This is a genomic window from Streptococcus sp. HSISS3 (assembly GCF_000448605.1).
Lineage (GTDB): Bacteria > Bacillota > Bacilli > Lactobacillales > Streptococcaceae > Streptococcus > Streptococcus raffinosi.
The window spans coordinates 372,810-387,269 of sequence record NZ_CM002130.1 but is presented as its reverse complement, the minus strand read 5'-3'; the positions used below and the strand labels follow the sequence as shown (position 1 = coordinate 387,269).

The 14,460-nt window shown below is 37.4% G+C and carries 22 protein-coding genes; all 22 read right to left on the bottom strand.

The features are described 5' to 3' along the window. Positions 1–50: 50 nt before the first annotated feature. The 22 genes from HSISS3_RS01970 to ssb all read right to left on the bottom strand — a co-directional run bounded on the left by HSISS3_RS01970 (position 51) and on the right by ssb (position 13,759). Complete coding sequence (locus tag HSISS3_RS01970) at positions 51–1,073, bottom strand: radical SAM protein (protein ID WP_021151537.1); 1,023 nt, start codon at positions 1,071–1,073, stop codon at positions 51–53. Next, positions 1,066–1,584, bottom strand: a complete 519-nt coding sequence (locus HSISS3_RS01965) for a hypothetical protein (protein ID WP_021151536.1) — start codon at positions 1,582–1,584, stop codon at positions 1,066–1,068. Before HSISS3_RS01965 ends, HSISS3_RS01970 begins: the two co-directional genes overlap by 8 nt. Positions 1,585–1,610: 26 nt before the next feature. Continuing rightward, complete coding sequence (locus HSISS3_RS01960; RefSeq protein WP_240472101.1) at positions 1,611–2,108, bottom strand: hypothetical protein; 498 nt, start codon at positions 2,106–2,108, stop codon at positions 1,611–1,613. A 918-nt stretch (positions 2,109–3,026) separates the two neighbouring features. Next, positions 3,027–3,467, bottom strand: coding sequence for an ASCH domain-containing protein (locus HSISS3_RS01955; protein ID WP_021151534.1), 441 nt, complete (start codon positions 3,465–3,467; stop codon positions 3,027–3,029). Further along, entirely contained in the window at positions 3,464–3,961 is a 498-nt protein-coding gene (locus HSISS3_RS01950; RefSeq protein WP_021151533.1) for an NUDIX hydrolase, read from the bottom strand. The genes HSISS3_RS01955 and HSISS3_RS01950 overlap by 4 nt, the downstream gene beginning before the upstream one ends. A 492-nt stretch (positions 3,962–4,453) precedes the next feature. Continuing rightward, on the bottom strand, positions 4,454–5,290 hold the full coding sequence (locus tag HSISS3_RS01945) for a nucleotidyl transferase AbiEii/AbiGii toxin family protein (protein WP_021151532.1): 837 nt from the start codon (positions 5,288–5,290) through the stop codon (positions 4,454–4,456). Then, on the bottom strand, positions 5,290–5,880 hold the full coding sequence (locus HSISS3_RS01940) for a type IV toxin-antitoxin system AbiEi family antitoxin domain-containing protein (protein WP_021151531.1): 591 nt from the start codon (positions 5,878–5,880) through the stop codon (positions 5,290–5,292). Before HSISS3_RS01940 ends, HSISS3_RS01945 begins: the two co-directional genes overlap by 1 nt. Positions 5,881–6,081: 201 nt before the next feature. After that, positions 6,082–6,243: a hypothetical protein gene (locus HSISS3_RS11895; protein ID WP_021151530.1), complete on the bottom strand. Its 162-nt coding sequence runs from the start codon at positions 6,241–6,243 to the stop codon at positions 6,082–6,084. A gap of 12 nt (positions 6,244–6,255) precedes the next feature. Further along, positions 6,256–6,879 (bottom strand): hypothetical protein, encoded by a 624-nt coding sequence (locus HSISS3_RS01935; RefSeq protein ID WP_021151529.1) that lies wholly within the window; start codon positions 6,877–6,879, stop codon positions 6,256–6,258. 23 nt (positions 6,880–6,902) lie between these two features. Beyond that, positions 6,903–7,259, bottom strand: coding sequence for a hypothetical protein (locus HSISS3_RS01930; RefSeq protein ID WP_021151528.1), 357 nt, complete (start codon positions 7,257–7,259; stop codon positions 6,903–6,905). Between the two features lie 45 nt (positions 7,260–7,304). After that, positions 7,305–7,871 carry a hypothetical protein gene (locus tag HSISS3_RS01925; protein WP_021151527.1) on the bottom strand — a complete coding sequence of 189 codons (567 nt, stop codon included), beginning with the start codon at positions 7,869–7,871 and terminating at the stop codon, positions 7,305–7,307. A gap of 118 nt (positions 7,872–7,989) precedes the next feature. Continuing rightward, positions 7,990–8,169, bottom strand: coding sequence for a hypothetical protein (locus HSISS3_RS01920; RefSeq protein WP_021151526.1), 180 nt, complete (start codon positions 8,167–8,169; stop codon positions 7,990–7,992). A 2-nt stretch (positions 8,170–8,171) separates the two neighbouring features. After that, positions 8,172–8,615, bottom strand: coding sequence for a GNAT family N-acetyltransferase (locus HSISS3_RS01915; RefSeq protein WP_021151525.1), 444 nt, complete (start codon positions 8,613–8,615; stop codon positions 8,172–8,174). A 51-nt stretch (positions 8,616–8,666) separates the two neighbouring features. Further along, a complete protein-coding gene (locus HSISS3_RS01910; RefSeq protein WP_021151524.1) occupies positions 8,667–9,155 on the bottom strand; it encodes a hypothetical protein in 489 nt (162 codons plus the stop codon). Positions 9,156–9,170: 15 nt separating this feature from the next. Beyond that, positions 9,171–9,827, bottom strand: coding sequence for a JAB domain-containing protein (locus tag HSISS3_RS01905; RefSeq protein WP_021151523.1), 657 nt, complete (start codon positions 9,825–9,827; stop codon positions 9,171–9,173). 19 nt (positions 9,828–9,846) lie between these two features. Beyond that, positions 9,847–10,023, bottom strand: a complete 177-nt coding sequence (locus HSISS3_RS11890; RefSeq protein WP_021151522.1) for a hypothetical protein — start codon at positions 10,021–10,023, stop codon at positions 9,847–9,849. Between the two features lie 12 nt (positions 10,024–10,035). After that, a complete protein-coding gene (locus HSISS3_RS01900; protein WP_042771735.1) occupies positions 10,036–10,344 on the bottom strand; it encodes a hypothetical protein in 309 nt (102 codons plus the stop codon). Between the two features lie 34 nt (positions 10,345–10,378). Continuing rightward, positions 10,379–10,687 (bottom strand): hypothetical protein, encoded by a 309-nt coding sequence (locus HSISS3_RS01895; protein WP_083320431.1) that lies wholly within the window; start codon positions 10,685–10,687, stop codon positions 10,379–10,381. 322 nt (positions 10,688–11,009) lie between these two features. Continuing rightward, positions 11,010–11,150 (bottom strand): hypothetical protein, encoded by a 141-nt coding sequence (locus HSISS3_RS11885; protein ID WP_021151519.1) that lies wholly within the window; start codon positions 11,148–11,150, stop codon positions 11,010–11,012. A gap of 191 nt (positions 11,151–11,341) precedes the next feature. After that, positions 11,342–12,358 (bottom strand): ERF family protein, encoded by a 1,017-nt coding sequence (locus tag HSISS3_RS01890; protein WP_021151518.1) that lies wholly within the window; start codon positions 12,356–12,358, stop codon positions 11,342–11,344. A gap of 50 nt (positions 12,359–12,408) precedes the next feature. Continuing rightward, positions 12,409–13,257, bottom strand: coding sequence for a PD-(D/E)XK nuclease-like domain-containing protein (locus HSISS3_RS01885; protein ID WP_021151517.1), 849 nt, complete (start codon positions 13,255–13,257; stop codon positions 12,409–12,411). Positions 13,258–13,333: 76 nt separating this feature from the next. After that, positions 13,334–13,759, bottom strand: a complete 426-nt coding sequence (gene ssb, locus HSISS3_RS01880) for a single-stranded DNA-binding protein (RefSeq protein WP_021151516.1) — start codon at positions 13,757–13,759, stop codon at positions 13,334–13,336. Positions 13,760–14,460 lie beyond the last annotated feature (701 nt).

The following is a 14,460-nucleotide window of genomic DNA, read 5'->3' as shown; positions in this document are numbered from 1 at the left end:
ATTTTCCTTTATAATTACCACACTATCAGTTTCTGAAAACTTTACAATAATTAACTTGCTATTGAATTAAATATAACCACCTTTTCCAAATATCTTGTCAAAACCTCGTTTCTAATCTCCATATAATTATTTTCTATTGCCTCTAATAAATGTTTATTATTGTATAAATAAGCACAGTATAAACACTTATGGGCAAAACTTGGTGACATTTCCCCTAACCATTTAGAAGCCATCTCAACAACTTTTTTAGGGCCGTCTACAAAAATCCATATTTTCAAAAAATCATTATGATGATTAGATAATAGTTCTTCTAAATCTGAATCCATGATTTTACCTAAGTGTAACTCACTAATATCATTAGAAGTGAGACCACAACACCCTACTACATCATTTCTAGGCTCCAAGGCAACTGTATCAAATATTCCATCACATCCTTCATCATTACCTGACAAAAGCGTCTTATCAAATTTATAAACTGTATCCGTATGAAAGGAAACCCATATCGTAGGCATAACTTTTAAAAGTTTAGAATAACTTTTATCTTGTATATATTTAGAATAGAGTGGGTGATTTATAAAATCTTCTACTTTAAATTTTTTACTACTATTAGTCTCTACTGCAATACAAGTTAATAGTCCCTTTTCTATACTTGCTATTGTACAATGTAAAACATACTCTACAGGAACAAATTTTTGATGACTATCACCAGTTGAAAAATTAATTTCATTTAATCCGTTGTCTTTTAATTTTTGAACTCGTTTTCTAGCAGACTCTATACTGGTACCCCAGAATCCGTTAGTTACACATCTTGTCAGAAATCCTAACTCGTGTGCATATTTGATACTCTTAATTAACAATTCAAAATTAATAAAACATTCTCCACCTGAAAAAACGACAACTTTTATACTCCCAATTTGCTTAACCTTATTTAAAAATATTCTTATTTTGTCGAAACTTAAAGAAGTCCCCTTTAGGCGAGGCGAACAAGAGAAACAGCATTCATCACATTCAGCAATACATTGATATGTCATAAGTATTGCTGCTGTCCGAGGTTTGGGTTCTAAATCATTCATTGACTTCTCCTAGGTTATTATACTCTCTAACTGTTTGAACAAATTGTTCAATTACATCTTTTAAATATGATACTCCACCAGTCTTAAGTGCCTTTCGAGATACTTTGGATAAAAATTCATTATCTATTTTTTTGAAAAAGTCTTCACTTTTATCAGGGTCAGAAGTTAGAACTCCTAATGCAACTGCAACTACAGTTGCAGCTCCTAGTACTGTGGTCAGCCCTGCCACTACATTTGCACCAGCCGCAACTTCGTGTACAGCTACATAAGATACGGTATAAAACCATCCTTTACTATATTCTACGGTTGGTTTCAGTAAATAGACATCATCCTTAGACATACCATAATGAATTCTTTCATTTTCTATAAAATCATATGGAGCTAGAAGATTTTGCTCGGATAGGTTATCAAAAGTCAATGAAGCTGCGATATCCATTGGGACATCTAAACTAAATTTAGATTGTTTGTCCATATCTCTTAAAGAATCACCAAAAATACGTTTATTACTCATAATGTTACCTCCTTCAATTATATGAGTTAATGTGTGGGACCCAAAATTAATAGTAAACAAAATATAATAAATATTAGGATAAAGGCACTAATATAGATTATACGACCTATTGGATGTTTAGGATTTATAGCTATACCAAGGTATCTAACTTCTGAAAAATTTTTAGAATCTTGGAATTTGTTATCTTCAAATTTATATCCAGCAACCAACATGCAAAATATTGAAACACATAGTAAACAAGCTAGTATCTTTTGGATTTTAAGTGGAGCACCACCACCTAAGCTAAGCATTATCCCCATTATAATCAGTTCACAAATAAGAAAAATGAAAAATAAAATCAATGGAATATTAATACTTCTATTTTGTTTATGTTTATTATTGTGTCTCTTTTTATCCCAATATCTATAATAATAATTTCCTAAAACAAGTATAATTAACAAGCTTCCTAATCCGACTAGACTTATCAAATAGTCAATATGAGTATAAGTACAAATAATGGCTAATAAAATAAACCCTGCTGTAATTATCAAATTAAAAATTCTTATTTTTTTGACATAATCTGCCTCCTCATAATAAGATGAAAAACATCTTATTTACCCTGCTTAATTAACTATTATATTAAAATTAGCTCTGATGTCTTATTTATTCCTTTACCATATTTCGCAATCATTATACAACTCCTTTTTAGTTTTTTCAATAGAAATTGAATAATTATTAATCAATATTTTTTGTTTGTCTATTTTTGTATTACATAATTGTAATATTTTTCTAGTATAATATTATTAAAGGAGGTTTGGAAAATGAAAAAAATACTTAGTTTATTACTTTTAGGAATTTACCGTGTCTACTTTAGAGGTATCATATCAAAGTTAAAAAAATTTAAGTGCCTATTTGTTTTCTACTATCAGTAAGCATTAGCTTAGGTTTGGATAAATTCCCAATGTAATGCTATATCATTTGGGAAAGCATAGACAACTAAATCTGCTACTGCTGCGCCATTTGTAAGTTGATTAAGTTCGGACGTTTCATCTGACTCTTTTAGAGTTGTCTCTTGTGCCGATGACAGCTGTTATTTCGAAAACTTAAGTAGCTCTTTTTTATGATATGGTACCTCAAAAAAGCCTGTTCAAAAGCCAAATCTCTGTCACTTTTAGAATTAAAACGCATCTGGTATGTCCCCTTTTAAAAAAGCCACGTATTAAATACGTATCTTAACTTTCTACTGAACTTCAGGCCCTAAGACGAGATAGAGAATATCTCGCTTAGTATCATACTCTCAGGCGTGTTCATCAACTTCAAACAAGACTTCCGACCTTTTTGTTTAGCCCTGCGGTCGTACTGTTCCTGTGCTTCTGTATAATATCGCTTACATTACATCATTTTTTAACCCTTTTGGAAAATAAGATCCATATCAAAAAACTCTCCAAGAAGGAGAGGGTGTTCTATAATGGATAAACTTTGCGAAATTCTTCTAAAACCACCTTGCTGTCAGGTGTAAAAGTCAGTCCGGCCTCGCTCATCCACTCGGTGAAAACCTCCTCATGAACCTGACGCCAATAGGCCAGAGATTTATCACCCTCACCTTCCTTGTAGGCATGGTCGGCTGACACTTGATGGAAAGGCTGAACAGAAACCTTTGTGACTTCGACAATGCAGACAGCTTGATCTTGACTGTCTAAAACAACATCAAAGGTCCCTTCTTGTGGCAGGGGGTCGTTATCAACTGCATAAAGATCATAGGCGGATGCAGTTGCCGTCTTTTCACCTTTTAACACCAAATCTGCCAAGAGATCGGCTTCTACTCCAAAAGCCCAAGCATCGATTTCATCTCCGATTGAGGGGTTAATTTGCTTGTAGGCATTCCACATTTCTTGAGGTGTCATTTCTTCTCCTTTATTTCTTTTACTTTCCAATTATTATAGCTTGTCAGTTCTAATTCTGGAAATCCTCGCAACTCTGCCTTCACCTTCAATACTAAAGGTGAAGCATTGTCTGCAGTAATTTCTTCCAAATTCAACCAAATTGCATTTGCTGAATCATTGCTTCCATCAAGAAGCTCCTGAGGAAGGGATTGTTGAGAGCGTTCGAAATCGAGTACGATATCATAAAAGGCCATGATATGGTATACGGCGAAGTCTTGCCCTTCTTCTTGAACCAACACATCATAGATTCTAGGGTTTGAATAAGAGCTTATCGCATATCCTGTCTCTTCCAAAACTTCTCTCTTAAGAGTTTCTGTCAACCCCTCACCGAGTTCTTGACTACCACCCGGTAAATCAAAACGCTGTTGATAAGGTCCTCTCGTTTTCTCAATGCAGAGAAGTTTCCCATCTTGAAGACAGACTCCGTATACACCAAAGTGATCTTTGATTTCCATATTCTTAACTTCCTAGCTTCATTTATTTTTTACCATACCTATCATCATACATTTATCTTGGGTTGGGGGGGACTCTTTATTAAAGACATTTTGTCTATTTAACTTTAACAGACTTTCAAAACAAAAAACGCAAGAGTTTCCCCTTGCGTTAAACGTCATGGTGAGATAACCCCATGAGCACATAATCAATTCTAAAGCTATTTTACCATATTTGTAAAGACTTTTCAACCAAAAATATACTGTCAATTATTTTGTGTTTACACAACTTATTTTACACTACCACCAATACATAGCAACTCCTTAATGATGAAGTCTTCATTGAGTGTGATAAAGACCAAAGCCTTGAAGATATAGCAAGTCTAATGGGTATAGCACCTAACTGGATGCCTGATAGCAACCTTCGAGCGAATGGATATGAATGTTCCTTTTACCAGAAGGATTAGAGACAAAAAACGGTTCACTACCCAATATATGGTAATGAACCGTTTTATATTACATAATAGTTGTCATGAGTTCTTTAACAATCTGAACTGATTTCTCAAAAGAAATATCTTGTGCATATTTGAATTGTCTTTGATAACGTGTCCAAAGTTGCTTTTGATACTCATCAGTTTCAATACTATTTAGCTGACTTTCCCAAATATCAATAGCCTCTTTACTTCCTCGTTTTTCTACAGTATTGGCCAGAGCTTTACGCAACACATCGAAATCTATCTCATCTTTTCTGATATGATACAAGGTAAAAAGGTCATAACGATCACGAGGACGTGTTGATGCTACTCCTCGGCTAATAATCGTTTCCAATTTTTCAGCTAGAACAGTTTCCAAATTATAAGTCCAAACCTCAATGGTTTCATTTGCAAATAGGGATGGCATCGAATAAGTAATTTCTCTAGGTGTAATCTTATCACCCGTTGTAATATCGATGAAAACAACCTCTCTTAAAGTATCAAATGTAGCATTGAGTTTTAGAGAAAATCCCCCGTATTCGTCATCTTGACGAATCGGCTCTAGTTTATCTACTTCAAATGAAAAGACATCGTCCGAATCCGAAAGAATCTCTTCAAAGATGGTAATCAGATTTTCTTGGCTAAGTGCAGTCCCTTTAAGTGTCACATCTAAATCCATTGTCGTTCTCTTATCAAGTCCTATCAACTGTCCTATTAGATAACCGCCTTTAACAATGAAAGAATCCTTATAGGAACTTTTAGCAATCAATTTCAATACCTGTTCAATCAGGAAGTTTTGCTGAAGCTGCTGGGCAGGAATACCTCTATCCTTAGCCATATTCTTAATCTTTGCCTTAAAGCTATTTGCATTGGAAAACATTAGGTTAATACCTCCATGTAAGATTGCAACTTATTAGTCACCTTGAATAACTGTGCATAGTGAAACAGTTTTGAATAGTTAACTTTGTGATTTTGAAAATACATCTTAAATGCAGGAGCTATAACTTGAACATCAACTTGATAAACTGGTCTCAAACATTCTGCTAAAACTCTCTCCGGCTCGTAAACCTTAATCTTCTGCCCCACTTGTCGCTCAAGCTCAATAATTCCTTCATCATAATAAGAACGAAGAACTAACGGACGTATACCTTCTGATTTAACATTTTTTGTATTGGTTCCATAAGGAAAGCTCATCGTCATCTCAAAGGGAACTGTTAGTGATAATCCATGTAACCAAAGAGCTGTTTCTAAAGAAAAAATTCCTTTTGAAAAACGTTGCTGCGCCACAAACCATTCGTCCAGATAAGTATCAGGGAGGCGATATAACCCCTTTCCTTCAATCTCTACTTGTCCCTCATCAATCATTCTCAGCAATATTTTGTAAGGTAATTTCTCTTCAAGTACTTGTTGAAAGGTCAAAAATCCTTGATGTTGTTGAAAAGAAGCCATAATCATTTCAATATTATTCATAATAGCACTATCCTTTCGTAAGAAATAAAATGCTAACACTTTTATTAAATGTTAGCATTTTATTTCTTTTTTATCAACTATTTCGGGTTTAATTCCTTCAATAAGGATCCACCAGAGCACGAGTTTTTGGCAAGCAATAAAAACCAGTAGACCGTATAACCCTTTTAAAAAAGCCACGTATAAAATACGTAGCTTACCTTTCTACTGAACTGCAGGCCCTAAGTCGAGATAGAGAATGTCTCGCTTAGTCGCATACTGTAGTGCATGTTCATCAGCCTCAAACAAATCTGAAGCTAGAAACGTTTTCGCAAAGACGGTTGCGTCTTTACGTTTAAATGTTGCTATATAACTATGTTTAGTCATTATCTTTCTCCTTTAATATTCGTACTGACCTTTGACTCCACTATAGAGCCAATACACAGCTTTATCGTAACCTTGCTGAAGGGTACCGTTAGCATCCTCCATTAGGTCTCTCAAGGAATAAAATCCTCTGTAACTGTCTAATGCAGATTCCATCAGACAGAAAAGATAGGTTGGCATATCTTTTGTTCCCCAAGCTAGAAGATCTAATTGACTTAAATCATCTCTTGCTTCTTTTGGAAAACGACTCGGAAAATTACTTGTCGTAAAATTTCCACATTCTTTTGCTCGCTGTAACATAATCAAGCGAGTTTCCAACATGTGTATATCAGCTTCTTGAAAAGCTTCTGCATGCTCTGTGGTAATAATCAACTTTGATAGACCAGGATTGATTTCCTCAACTTCATAATAAAGTGAAGATTCAAACGGGATCTCAATCGGAGGAAGGTTAGATACTCCCTCTCGATTCAAAACCACGTTCCTAACTGGTCGGCATAGCAAACTTTGTTGCATATCCGACTTGTTGCTATCAATAATCGACGCAATCCGGTCATCAATTAGGTCTGACGGAAATCCAGCAATATTACTATTATATTGGTGAACCTTTTCAATATAATAGAGTCCTTGAGTGATTGTCATTGTTTTCTCCTTTTTTATTCAGGTCAAGCCATTACAACATCGTCAAGACCGAGCTCCTTGAACTCTTCTTGTGTCTCGCTATTGCTTTCAGTTGTCTTCAATTTGATGACAACATTCAGCCCCATAGCACGTGCTTGTAACAATGCTGAAGCGAGTGCTGGTTCGGGTTTTCCCTCAACGAATAGGGTTTGAACCTTACGCTCCTTCATTTCCAGAATTCTCTTGAGATAAAGACAAGAGAGTTCCAAGAATGAATAGGATTGAGCGTTATCAATCTGAGGGAAAGTTGTAACGCCTTCAAGAAGGTCTTTGGCAAAAAGATCCGCAAAGACCTCTTGAGTTTTTTGTTTTTTATAAATATAGATATGTTTTTTTGTCATTGTTTTTCTCCTTTTTATTTTAGAAACTGGACTACCATAACTTCTCTACTTAACAGAAGGAAGCTCCTCGACACGACGTAAGAAAGAAAGCAGCTCCTTGCGCGTGTTGATGTCTTCAACATCTTCTGTTACTGGCGTATCGTAAGTAAGATGATACTCACCATTGTCCCAACTCTTAAAGACAGAAGACTGGCAGAACTCAATCTGGTCATCTTCTACCTGATAAACCAGGTTAGCCATGTAGCCATTATCAAAGTAATAGCGATGGAATACAACCTTACGATTGCTTCCCAAACGTACCAAAACTTCTGGATTTTGACGTTTATATTGGGTTGGTTTAATGAAAAACCCAAATTGTGACCTTAAACTAGTCATCTTTAAGTCTTCCATTGCTACCAACGCCTCTTCACAAGAAATAGGCATTAACCCACTTTGTACTAACAAGGTATTGATAGCAACCATTCCATCCTTCTTGATAAAAAGATGGCTATTCCCAGTCTTATTCAAAAACTGATGCAAGGTCATTCCTGAAAATGAACCATTAACCTCTTTATCAGAGGAAATACGTTCAAACAGTTTTCTTCCTAGTAAACTTGTTGATAATGTTGTCATTGTTTTTTCTCCTCCATAGAAAAAGAGGAAGGTGTAGCCTAGGGCTAATACCTTCCTCTTTCTCTTATATATCAAATATGCGATGTATCTTGCACGATACACTATTTATAGCAGTAACTCACCACTGCATCTCATCAAGTTCTCGTGGGCTTAACTCACGCCCCAATTTTTCTTCAACACGCGCAGCCCAGACAAGATTGCCATTCTTAATCATTTCAATCTCCTCTGGTGTCTTGTAAGGTTTATTCGGTAAACCTGAAGACTTCCAGTCTGCCTTAAATTGTTCAACTATCCTCATGGTTAGCTTTCGCCTCCCTTCAAAAATCGGTCAATAAGCAACTGGCATGCTGCCGTATGAAACATCACACGATTGGTGTTTGCAATACGACTGCAACCGTAGCGACGTACGTAGTAATCTAAAAGAGCAGTCTTTGAAAGACACATCATGAAGCCCTCAAAACCACGATTGAAAGCATCTTGGGCAACATGTGCTAACAAACGCCCTGCTATCCCTTGGTTTTTCTTGTCCATACGAACCTCTAGCTTATGAACAAAGGTGTAAGCATCTCTAGGCTCTGGAGTGAACTCAATCATTCCAGAAATCTCACCTTGAATCACAAAACCACTGGTCATAGCATCAGATGAACTCCTTACCGTCCAATCAACTTCAAACCCTTCTGACGTCAAATCAGATAAGGTCGAAATCGCATCTGAACTAAAGGTCCAAAAGAAGGTCTCTTTCATGCTTTGTCTCCTCGCTACATCTTTTTCTTTATACCTATTATAACACCATTTTTAGATAGACAGTCGGCCTAAAGCAAGCTCTTGCTCATAGACTCCCTCTAACTCTTTCAGATAAGACTCTGAGTAATCTCCGAGGTCTTCATCTGTTAAGAGTTTAGTGGTTACCCCTTTACCTGGGACATTGCGAGTCATAACGGTTGCTTTATAAATAAAGTTTACGCCAGACTCTGCATCCACATAATCAAATGTGGCAGACATTGGGATATCACTAAGAGTGCTATCTTGCTTTAAGATGTTAGTCAAAAAGCTATCGATATTCTCTCGAATATTCCAATTCCCACAAGCTGTAAAAGGAAGTGTCACTGAGACAAGTCCTTCTTCAGTTGTGATACAATCTGCTTTTCTTGGATGACCTTTTAGAGTCGTTGGGGTCCAAGCTTTGGCATTGATTACCCTATGAGTAGCCACAAGCACTTCAATATCTGAAAATGTTGGTGCGGAAATCGTTACCTTTCCAAAGGCATCAGAAATATTTCCCATTCTTTTTCTCCCTTCCTAGAAACAACGCATTCTTCCGTTATCTCTAAAAGAATAGTAATTATCTTTCGTTACGATAACATGGTCTAAGACCTCCATCTCAAAGAGCTTTGCAGCATCTTCAAGGGCCTCAGTAACATTAATATCATTATTGGAAGGATATACACTTCCAGAGGGATGGTTATGAGCTACCAGCACGTAGCGAGCTAAATTCTTCACTGCATAGTGAAAAATCTCTCTTGGACACGCCATACTACGATGAACGCTACCGATGAAAACTACTCGCTCCTCGATAACGTTATAATGCACGTCTAAGTACCACACTACAAGATGCTCTTGCTTCTTATGTCCATAGGCTTTTTGGATACTTTGAGCAAAATATCCTGTCCCAGTGACACAAGTTGGCTTTTCTTCCTCACCTTCTGAACGTTTGAAAAGTTCAAGCATTGAAAGAAAGGCAATAGCATCTCTCTGAGTTAATCCATAATGTTTTAACTCCTCGATACTTAACTCACAGACCTTCTTAAAGACCTTCTTAAAATCTCCTTGCAATTCAGAATACAAGGCATCGACCTTTTCTGAAGGAATCCAGTGAGTGAAAGCCCTTTTGAATAGCTCTCTATCACCAAAGTCTTTAGGATGTCTAACTTGTCTCCTAGTAATTGTTTCTGTCATTGTTTTTCTCCTTTACCTGTTAAACCACAAGCCATTTTTCCTGCAGTTGCATAGCGACTGCTGCGGTTGTGGTTACTTTAAAAAGCAAACGCTCCTGGTTATCTCTTGCAACTACAACAGCAACGTCACCCTTATAGATAACCGAAATGTTACTTTCTTCAGGTAGCGTATTGGTCAAAATCATAATTCTATCCATAACTACCTCCTCCTAGGCTGGCGCTACTACCCACATAGAACGGATAGCTTGCACCTTTCGATTCGTCTCTGCACGGTCTAAGCGACAATCGCTATCAAAATTAGTACCATAGACATCTTCATATACCTCTCGCATACGTCTGCCCAGGTCCTCAATATGAGACAATTGCGCTTTCGAAGCGCGTGCATTGAGGTCAGTCATATAGCGATGATAAACTTTCCTAAACATCGCATTTAATCTGGCATCATTCTCTAGGTACCATTTAAGGGAGTAGTTCTTGTAGTGCTCGTGTAACCACAAGGCTTTTTCTCTTTTTGTCATTGTTTTTTCTCCTTTATAAAACAAAAAATGGCCCCTAGGACCATTTTTCTGTTCTTGTTTTGAGGGCTGTCAGTTCGTTAAGCATAGCTTCGTAATAAAGTCTACGTTTCAGACGTGACGAAAACAAATCCACAAATTCCTTATAGTAATGAATATCTTCATTTGTATAGGACTTACAGGGACGATTTTCATCATAAACGATTAACCAGACTCTTTTTCCGGGAACGGCTTCACTCATTGAATTGACTCCTCTGTTATCCAAAGCTTCAAGACCCGCTAGTGAAACATACCCTACTCGAACCTTATGCCCGTCGTTCTTTAGATAAGTACACACTTTCGCCATACATTGCCTATGTTTTTTGGGCTTATGGGCACCCTCTAAAAAACACAGTATATTAATAATAGACGTCTCCTTCCTTTGTTCAACTACGAAAAAGGTGTTGAATCCCTTCTATCAAAAGAATAGGGATTAGAAATACTACGGCAACTAATAGTTTAAAAACCAATTTGTTGCAAAGCAAGTTGCATAGGGAAAAATAGCCTAGAATGGCCACAACCCCAATAACCAACAGCTCTGGAAGTGTCTGTTTAAAGAAAGTGTACCAAACTTGTTGTTCGACATAAGTTCGGTTTGAATGGAAAAGATCTAAAACACTGGTGATTGTTTATCTGACAAAGTAGTCACGACTAATCACCTCTTTTTGCTTCTGTTGCAAAGCATGGTTGTACATATTTAGCAAAAACTCCCTCTTAATAGAGTCCTCTTCTGCGATATATGCTTCAAAAAGATCATTAATGTTTTGCATATCCATTCCTACCTTCGTTCTTATAATATCATGTTCTATAATTCTCTTCCTATTATATCATACTCTTTCTCACCCAGGGATAGTTCTACCTTCTGGATAATGTTCACTTAATGCCAATCAGATAATGGCACTAATGAACATTTCTCTTATGTTGTTGCCGTAATAAAGCTTGACCACTTTTGGTTCTACACCTATTGTTGTTGTGCTTGTTGACGTTGTTTAGCAACAAAATCAGACAAAGCTTTGAGTTGAACAGTCAACCCTTTACTTTCGCCTAGTTCAGACCACTCAAGCAACTGGCTTTCTGTGGCCCCAAGAGACATTGCCGCTTCTTCACCACGAGCAACCATTTGAATCAGTTGATCGTCGTTACAAGCATTTGCTTTTGTCCCTTTTGGCTCTAAAGTGGTAGCTATTTCACTCTTTTGAGAAGGTACTTCAACTTCACTAGTTGCTTGTGATACACTATCGCTTGCAACTTTGTTAGCAGCTGATGTCACCTCACTTAGTGATGTCTGTTCACTACTACTCAAAGAAGTAGCAAGTGACGCAGACTTGGTTGTCTTTCCATAGCGAGCACCTGTTGGCTTGCGAGGTGTTTTTGCTTGGGCATTTGATTGATAATTGTGGTTATTACCATAATTACCAGTTTCTTGTGTTGATTGCGATTGATTTGGCACATTGTCCATATCTAGTTCTTCGCTATCAGCCTCAATGCCAAGCAAGGTTTTCACCTCGTATCGACGTAGGTAAGTCACCTGAGCTCCCAGGTTCTTAATGTCATTGACATTGTAGAACACAGGAACAGACTCAATAGCGTAAGAGGCACCACTTTCGTGAAGTAGTGTCGTCACAACTTTGAGTCCATTAGCATTACCAAACGGGATATGTTTGGTTTGTTGCGTCAAAGTTAGACCATACTTATTGAGTGCTGGACGTACAGCCCCTAAAATCTCTGAGAGAGGGGCGAACTTAAAGTCCACGTTCTTAAACGTGACTCTACTTGTCGCTGTTACAGCTCCAAACTCAGCTTGAGCCTTGGCCAAAGCCTCAAACAATGGAGCCATAACTTCCGGTTCGTCTTTTTTAACTTGTTCAGCCTTTTGCCATTCTAACTGCATTTCCGCCTTAGCTAAAGCTACTTTAGCTTCAATAAGTTCAGCTACTAAGGTTTTCTCATTTGGTGTGTTCAACATAGTTTCAGTCATTTGTTTTTCTCCTTTATCATAAAAAGTGGCCTTTAGACCACTTTCTCTATTTATTGTTGTAAAAATTCTGCCACTGTTTTTGCTGTTGTTAACGACTTATTCGTTAAACAGTAATCACAGTGCCCACATCCTTCGACAGACTTATGTGCCAAAGCATCTTTAAGCGCTTCAACATGTCCATAGAAGATGTCTCTCCCCATTTCAATGATTGTATCATCGATTAGAATTAACTCCTTATCGGGAACAGGTTCCTTTGAAACTGCCATAATATAAGGTGTAAACTCATAACCGTAGGTTTGCTTCAGCAACTCCTGATATACGTACATTTGTAGCGTATACTGATATTCTACTATGTTATAGAGAAGCGACTTCGTATAACGATGTAGTGTCGTCGAATATTTTTCCGACTGAAGACTCTCCATCGTTTTCAAATCTATGAAATAACCACCTGAAAGATTCAGACTATCAATTTTGCACTTGAAAGGAATCCCTTCTAACGTTCCAGTGATAATCCGTTCTTTCTCCACCATCTCATCATCTGTACCATGATACAAACGATTAAAAAGCTCCTCTTTTTCTAAAGCAGCAATCATCTTATCTGCTTGTTTGAAAGAGGCTTTTACCTGGCCAGCAGTTTTTCCTCGTTGACTGATGATCTTATCTCGATTCATTTCCAAGAAAGCTTCATGAGCTTCTTTAGTCTCAAAATAAGAATGGACATAATTACCAACAAGTAGGCTTTCTGTCTCCGTCTTCTCAGGCCAAAAGCCCAAATCGACAACTTGTTGTCTTAAGGGACATTTGATGTACTCCTTCAGACGAGAAGTGGACATGTAATACCTATCTTGGTAGTAATTATCCTCTGTCAATGGAGGAAGTATCTCTACTTCTTTTATCATTCTTTCTCCTTCCAAAACAAAAAGAGCTCAGTATGACTGAACTCTCTACTTTCTTCTTAAAACCTTGCACTATGTACTAGAAAGGAATATTCTCAAACATAGAATCATCTAAAGGTTCTCCACCTCCAGGAAAGCCCCCTTCTGCAGGTCCAAAATCTGGACTTTGCGAAGAAGTGTTACTATGTTCACGAGGATGTAGGTTGTCAAAGTTTGACACATTAACCTCGGTTACATAGACACGTTGACCTTGCTGATTCTCGTAGCTACGAGTTTGCAACCGTCCTTCAACGGTCACAAGATAGCCTTTCTTGATCCAGTTCGCGAAATTCTCCGCTTTACCCCAAATGACGAGGTTAATAAAGTCGGTCTCTCGCTCTCCATTTTGATTTTTGTAATCACGGGGAGAAGCGATTCGAGCCGTCGCCACTGCCTTGTTCGAAGGTGTGTAGCGAAGTTCCGGATCTGAGACCAAACGACCAGTAATAATGACTTTGTTAAGCATAAGCTTTTCTCCTTTATAAAAAATTGTTGTTGTAAAGTTACCTTGGAAAGCTTCGAATACCTATTCGTAACCTTTCCTCCGCATGCCGACTGTTTAGAGTTGGGAACACCTGTTCCTCGCCTCTAATCATCGAGATGTCGCCTTCCTTTTTGTCCATCTACCTAAACTCAAAAACAAAAAAAGCATAACAAAGAAGCCGGCAAGCCTTGTCTCAAAAAACAAGGATGCGCGTGCCTATGGCAAACCATAGGAAAAACTTCTCGTTATGCTTACTTGCTAATAACGTTTGTTGTAGCCTTTCAAAAACTCAAGGCAAGTTATCTCGTACGTGTTTTAAAGCGTTAAGCCCCTTCTTTCTGTCTGATGGCTTAACTGATAGCTAAAAGCGAGTACGCTCTCTTTTAACCCCTTAAACATGGTATGCTTTTCACTGGGACAGAACCAGTAATCACATATCCTCCTCCATGTTTCCTCTTTTCTCTAGTCACTTGACTATGAGTTCACCGTTTGAGGTGTGGTGAAATAGATATAAATTAAACAATTTATGCCTTTAGTATAGCAAACGCATGAAAAAATAGCAACCTAAGGTTAAAGATGACTTACAGTAAAATACAAAAACACCTAAAAGGTGCATGATATACATTTTATGCTCTAGTGCCATGTCAATTAGAACAGTAACAAAACCTCGACATGGACCAGCT

What these genes read in the sequence shown, in the direction of transcription:
- HSISS3_RS01970 (WP_021151537.1), bottom strand. Translation starts at nt 1,073, where the DNA reads ATGAATGATTTAGAACCCAAACCTCGGACAGCAGCAATACTTATGACA.
- HSISS3_RS01965 (WP_021151536.1), bottom strand. Translation starts at nt 1,584, where the DNA reads ATGAGTAATAAACGTATTTTTGGTGATTCTTTAAGAGATATGGACAAA.
- HSISS3_RS01955 (WP_021151534.1), bottom strand. Translation starts at nt 3,467, where the DNA reads ATGACACCTCAAGAAATGTGGAATGCCTACAAGCAAATTAACCCCTCA.
- HSISS3_RS01950 (WP_021151533.1), bottom strand. Translation starts at nt 3,961, where the DNA reads ATGGAAATCAAAGATCACTTTGGTGTATACGGAGTCTGTCTTCAAGAT.
- HSISS3_RS01945 (WP_021151532.1), bottom strand. Translation starts at nt 5,290, where the DNA reads ATGTTTTCCAATGCAAATAGCTTTAAGGCAAAGATTAAGAATATGGCT.
- HSISS3_RS01940 (WP_021151531.1), bottom strand. Translation starts at nt 5,880, where the DNA reads ATGAATAATATTGAAATGATTATGGCTTCTTTTCAACAACATCAAGGA.
- HSISS3_RS11895 (WP_021151530.1), bottom strand. Translation starts at nt 6,243, where the DNA reads ATGACTAAACATAGTTATATAGCAACATTTAAACGTAAAGACGCAACC.
- HSISS3_RS01935 (WP_021151529.1), bottom strand. Translation starts at nt 6,879, where the DNA reads ATGACAATCACTCAAGGACTCTATTATATTGAAAAGGTTCACCAATAT.
- HSISS3_RS01930 (WP_021151528.1), bottom strand. Translation starts at nt 7,259, where the DNA reads ATGACAAAAAAACATATCTATATTTATAAAAAACAAAAAACTCAAGAG.
- HSISS3_RS01925 (WP_021151527.1), bottom strand. Translation starts at nt 7,871, where the DNA reads ATGACAACATTATCAACAAGTTTACTAGGAAGAAAACTGTTTGAACGT.
- HSISS3_RS01920 (WP_021151526.1), bottom strand. Translation starts at nt 8,169, where the DNA reads ATGAGGATAGTTGAACAATTTAAGGCAGACTGGAAGTCTTCAGGTTTA.
- HSISS3_RS01915 (WP_021151525.1), bottom strand. Translation starts at nt 8,615, where the DNA reads ATGAAAGAGACCTTCTTTTGGACCTTTAGTTCAGATGCGATTTCGACC.
- HSISS3_RS01910 (WP_021151524.1), bottom strand. Translation starts at nt 9,155, where the DNA reads ATGGGAAATATTTCTGATGCCTTTGGAAAGGTAACGATTTCCGCACCA.
- HSISS3_RS01905 (WP_021151523.1), bottom strand. Translation starts at nt 9,827, where the DNA reads ATGACAGAAACAATTACTAGGAGACAAGTTAGACATCCTAAAGACTTT.
- HSISS3_RS11890 (WP_021151522.1), bottom strand. Translation starts at nt 10,023, where the DNA reads ATGGATAGAATTATGATTTTGACCAATACGCTACCTGAAGAAAGTAAC.
- HSISS3_RS01900 (WP_042771735.1), bottom strand. Translation starts at nt 10,344, where the DNA reads ATGACAAAAAGAGAAAAAGCCTTGTGGTTACACGAGCACTACAAGAAC.
- HSISS3_RS01895 (WP_083320431.1), bottom strand. Translation starts at nt 10,687, where the DNA reads ATGGCGAAAGTGTGTACTTATCTAAAGAACGACGGGCATAAGGTTCGA.
- HSISS3_RS11885 (WP_021151519.1), bottom strand. Translation starts at nt 11,150, where the DNA reads ATGCAAAACATTAATGATCTTTTTGAAGCATATATCGCAGAAGAGGAC.
- HSISS3_RS01890 (WP_021151518.1), bottom strand. Translation starts at nt 12,358, where the DNA reads ATGACTGAAACTATGTTGAACACACCAAATGAGAAAACCTTAGTAGCT.
- HSISS3_RS01885 (WP_021151517.1), bottom strand. Translation starts at nt 13,257, where the DNA reads ATGATAAAAGAAGTAGAGATACTTCCTCCATTGACAGAGGATAATTAC.
- ssb (WP_021151516.1), bottom strand. Translation starts at nt 13,759, where the DNA reads ATGCTTAACAAAGTCATTATTACTGGTCGTTTGGTCTCAGATCCGGAA.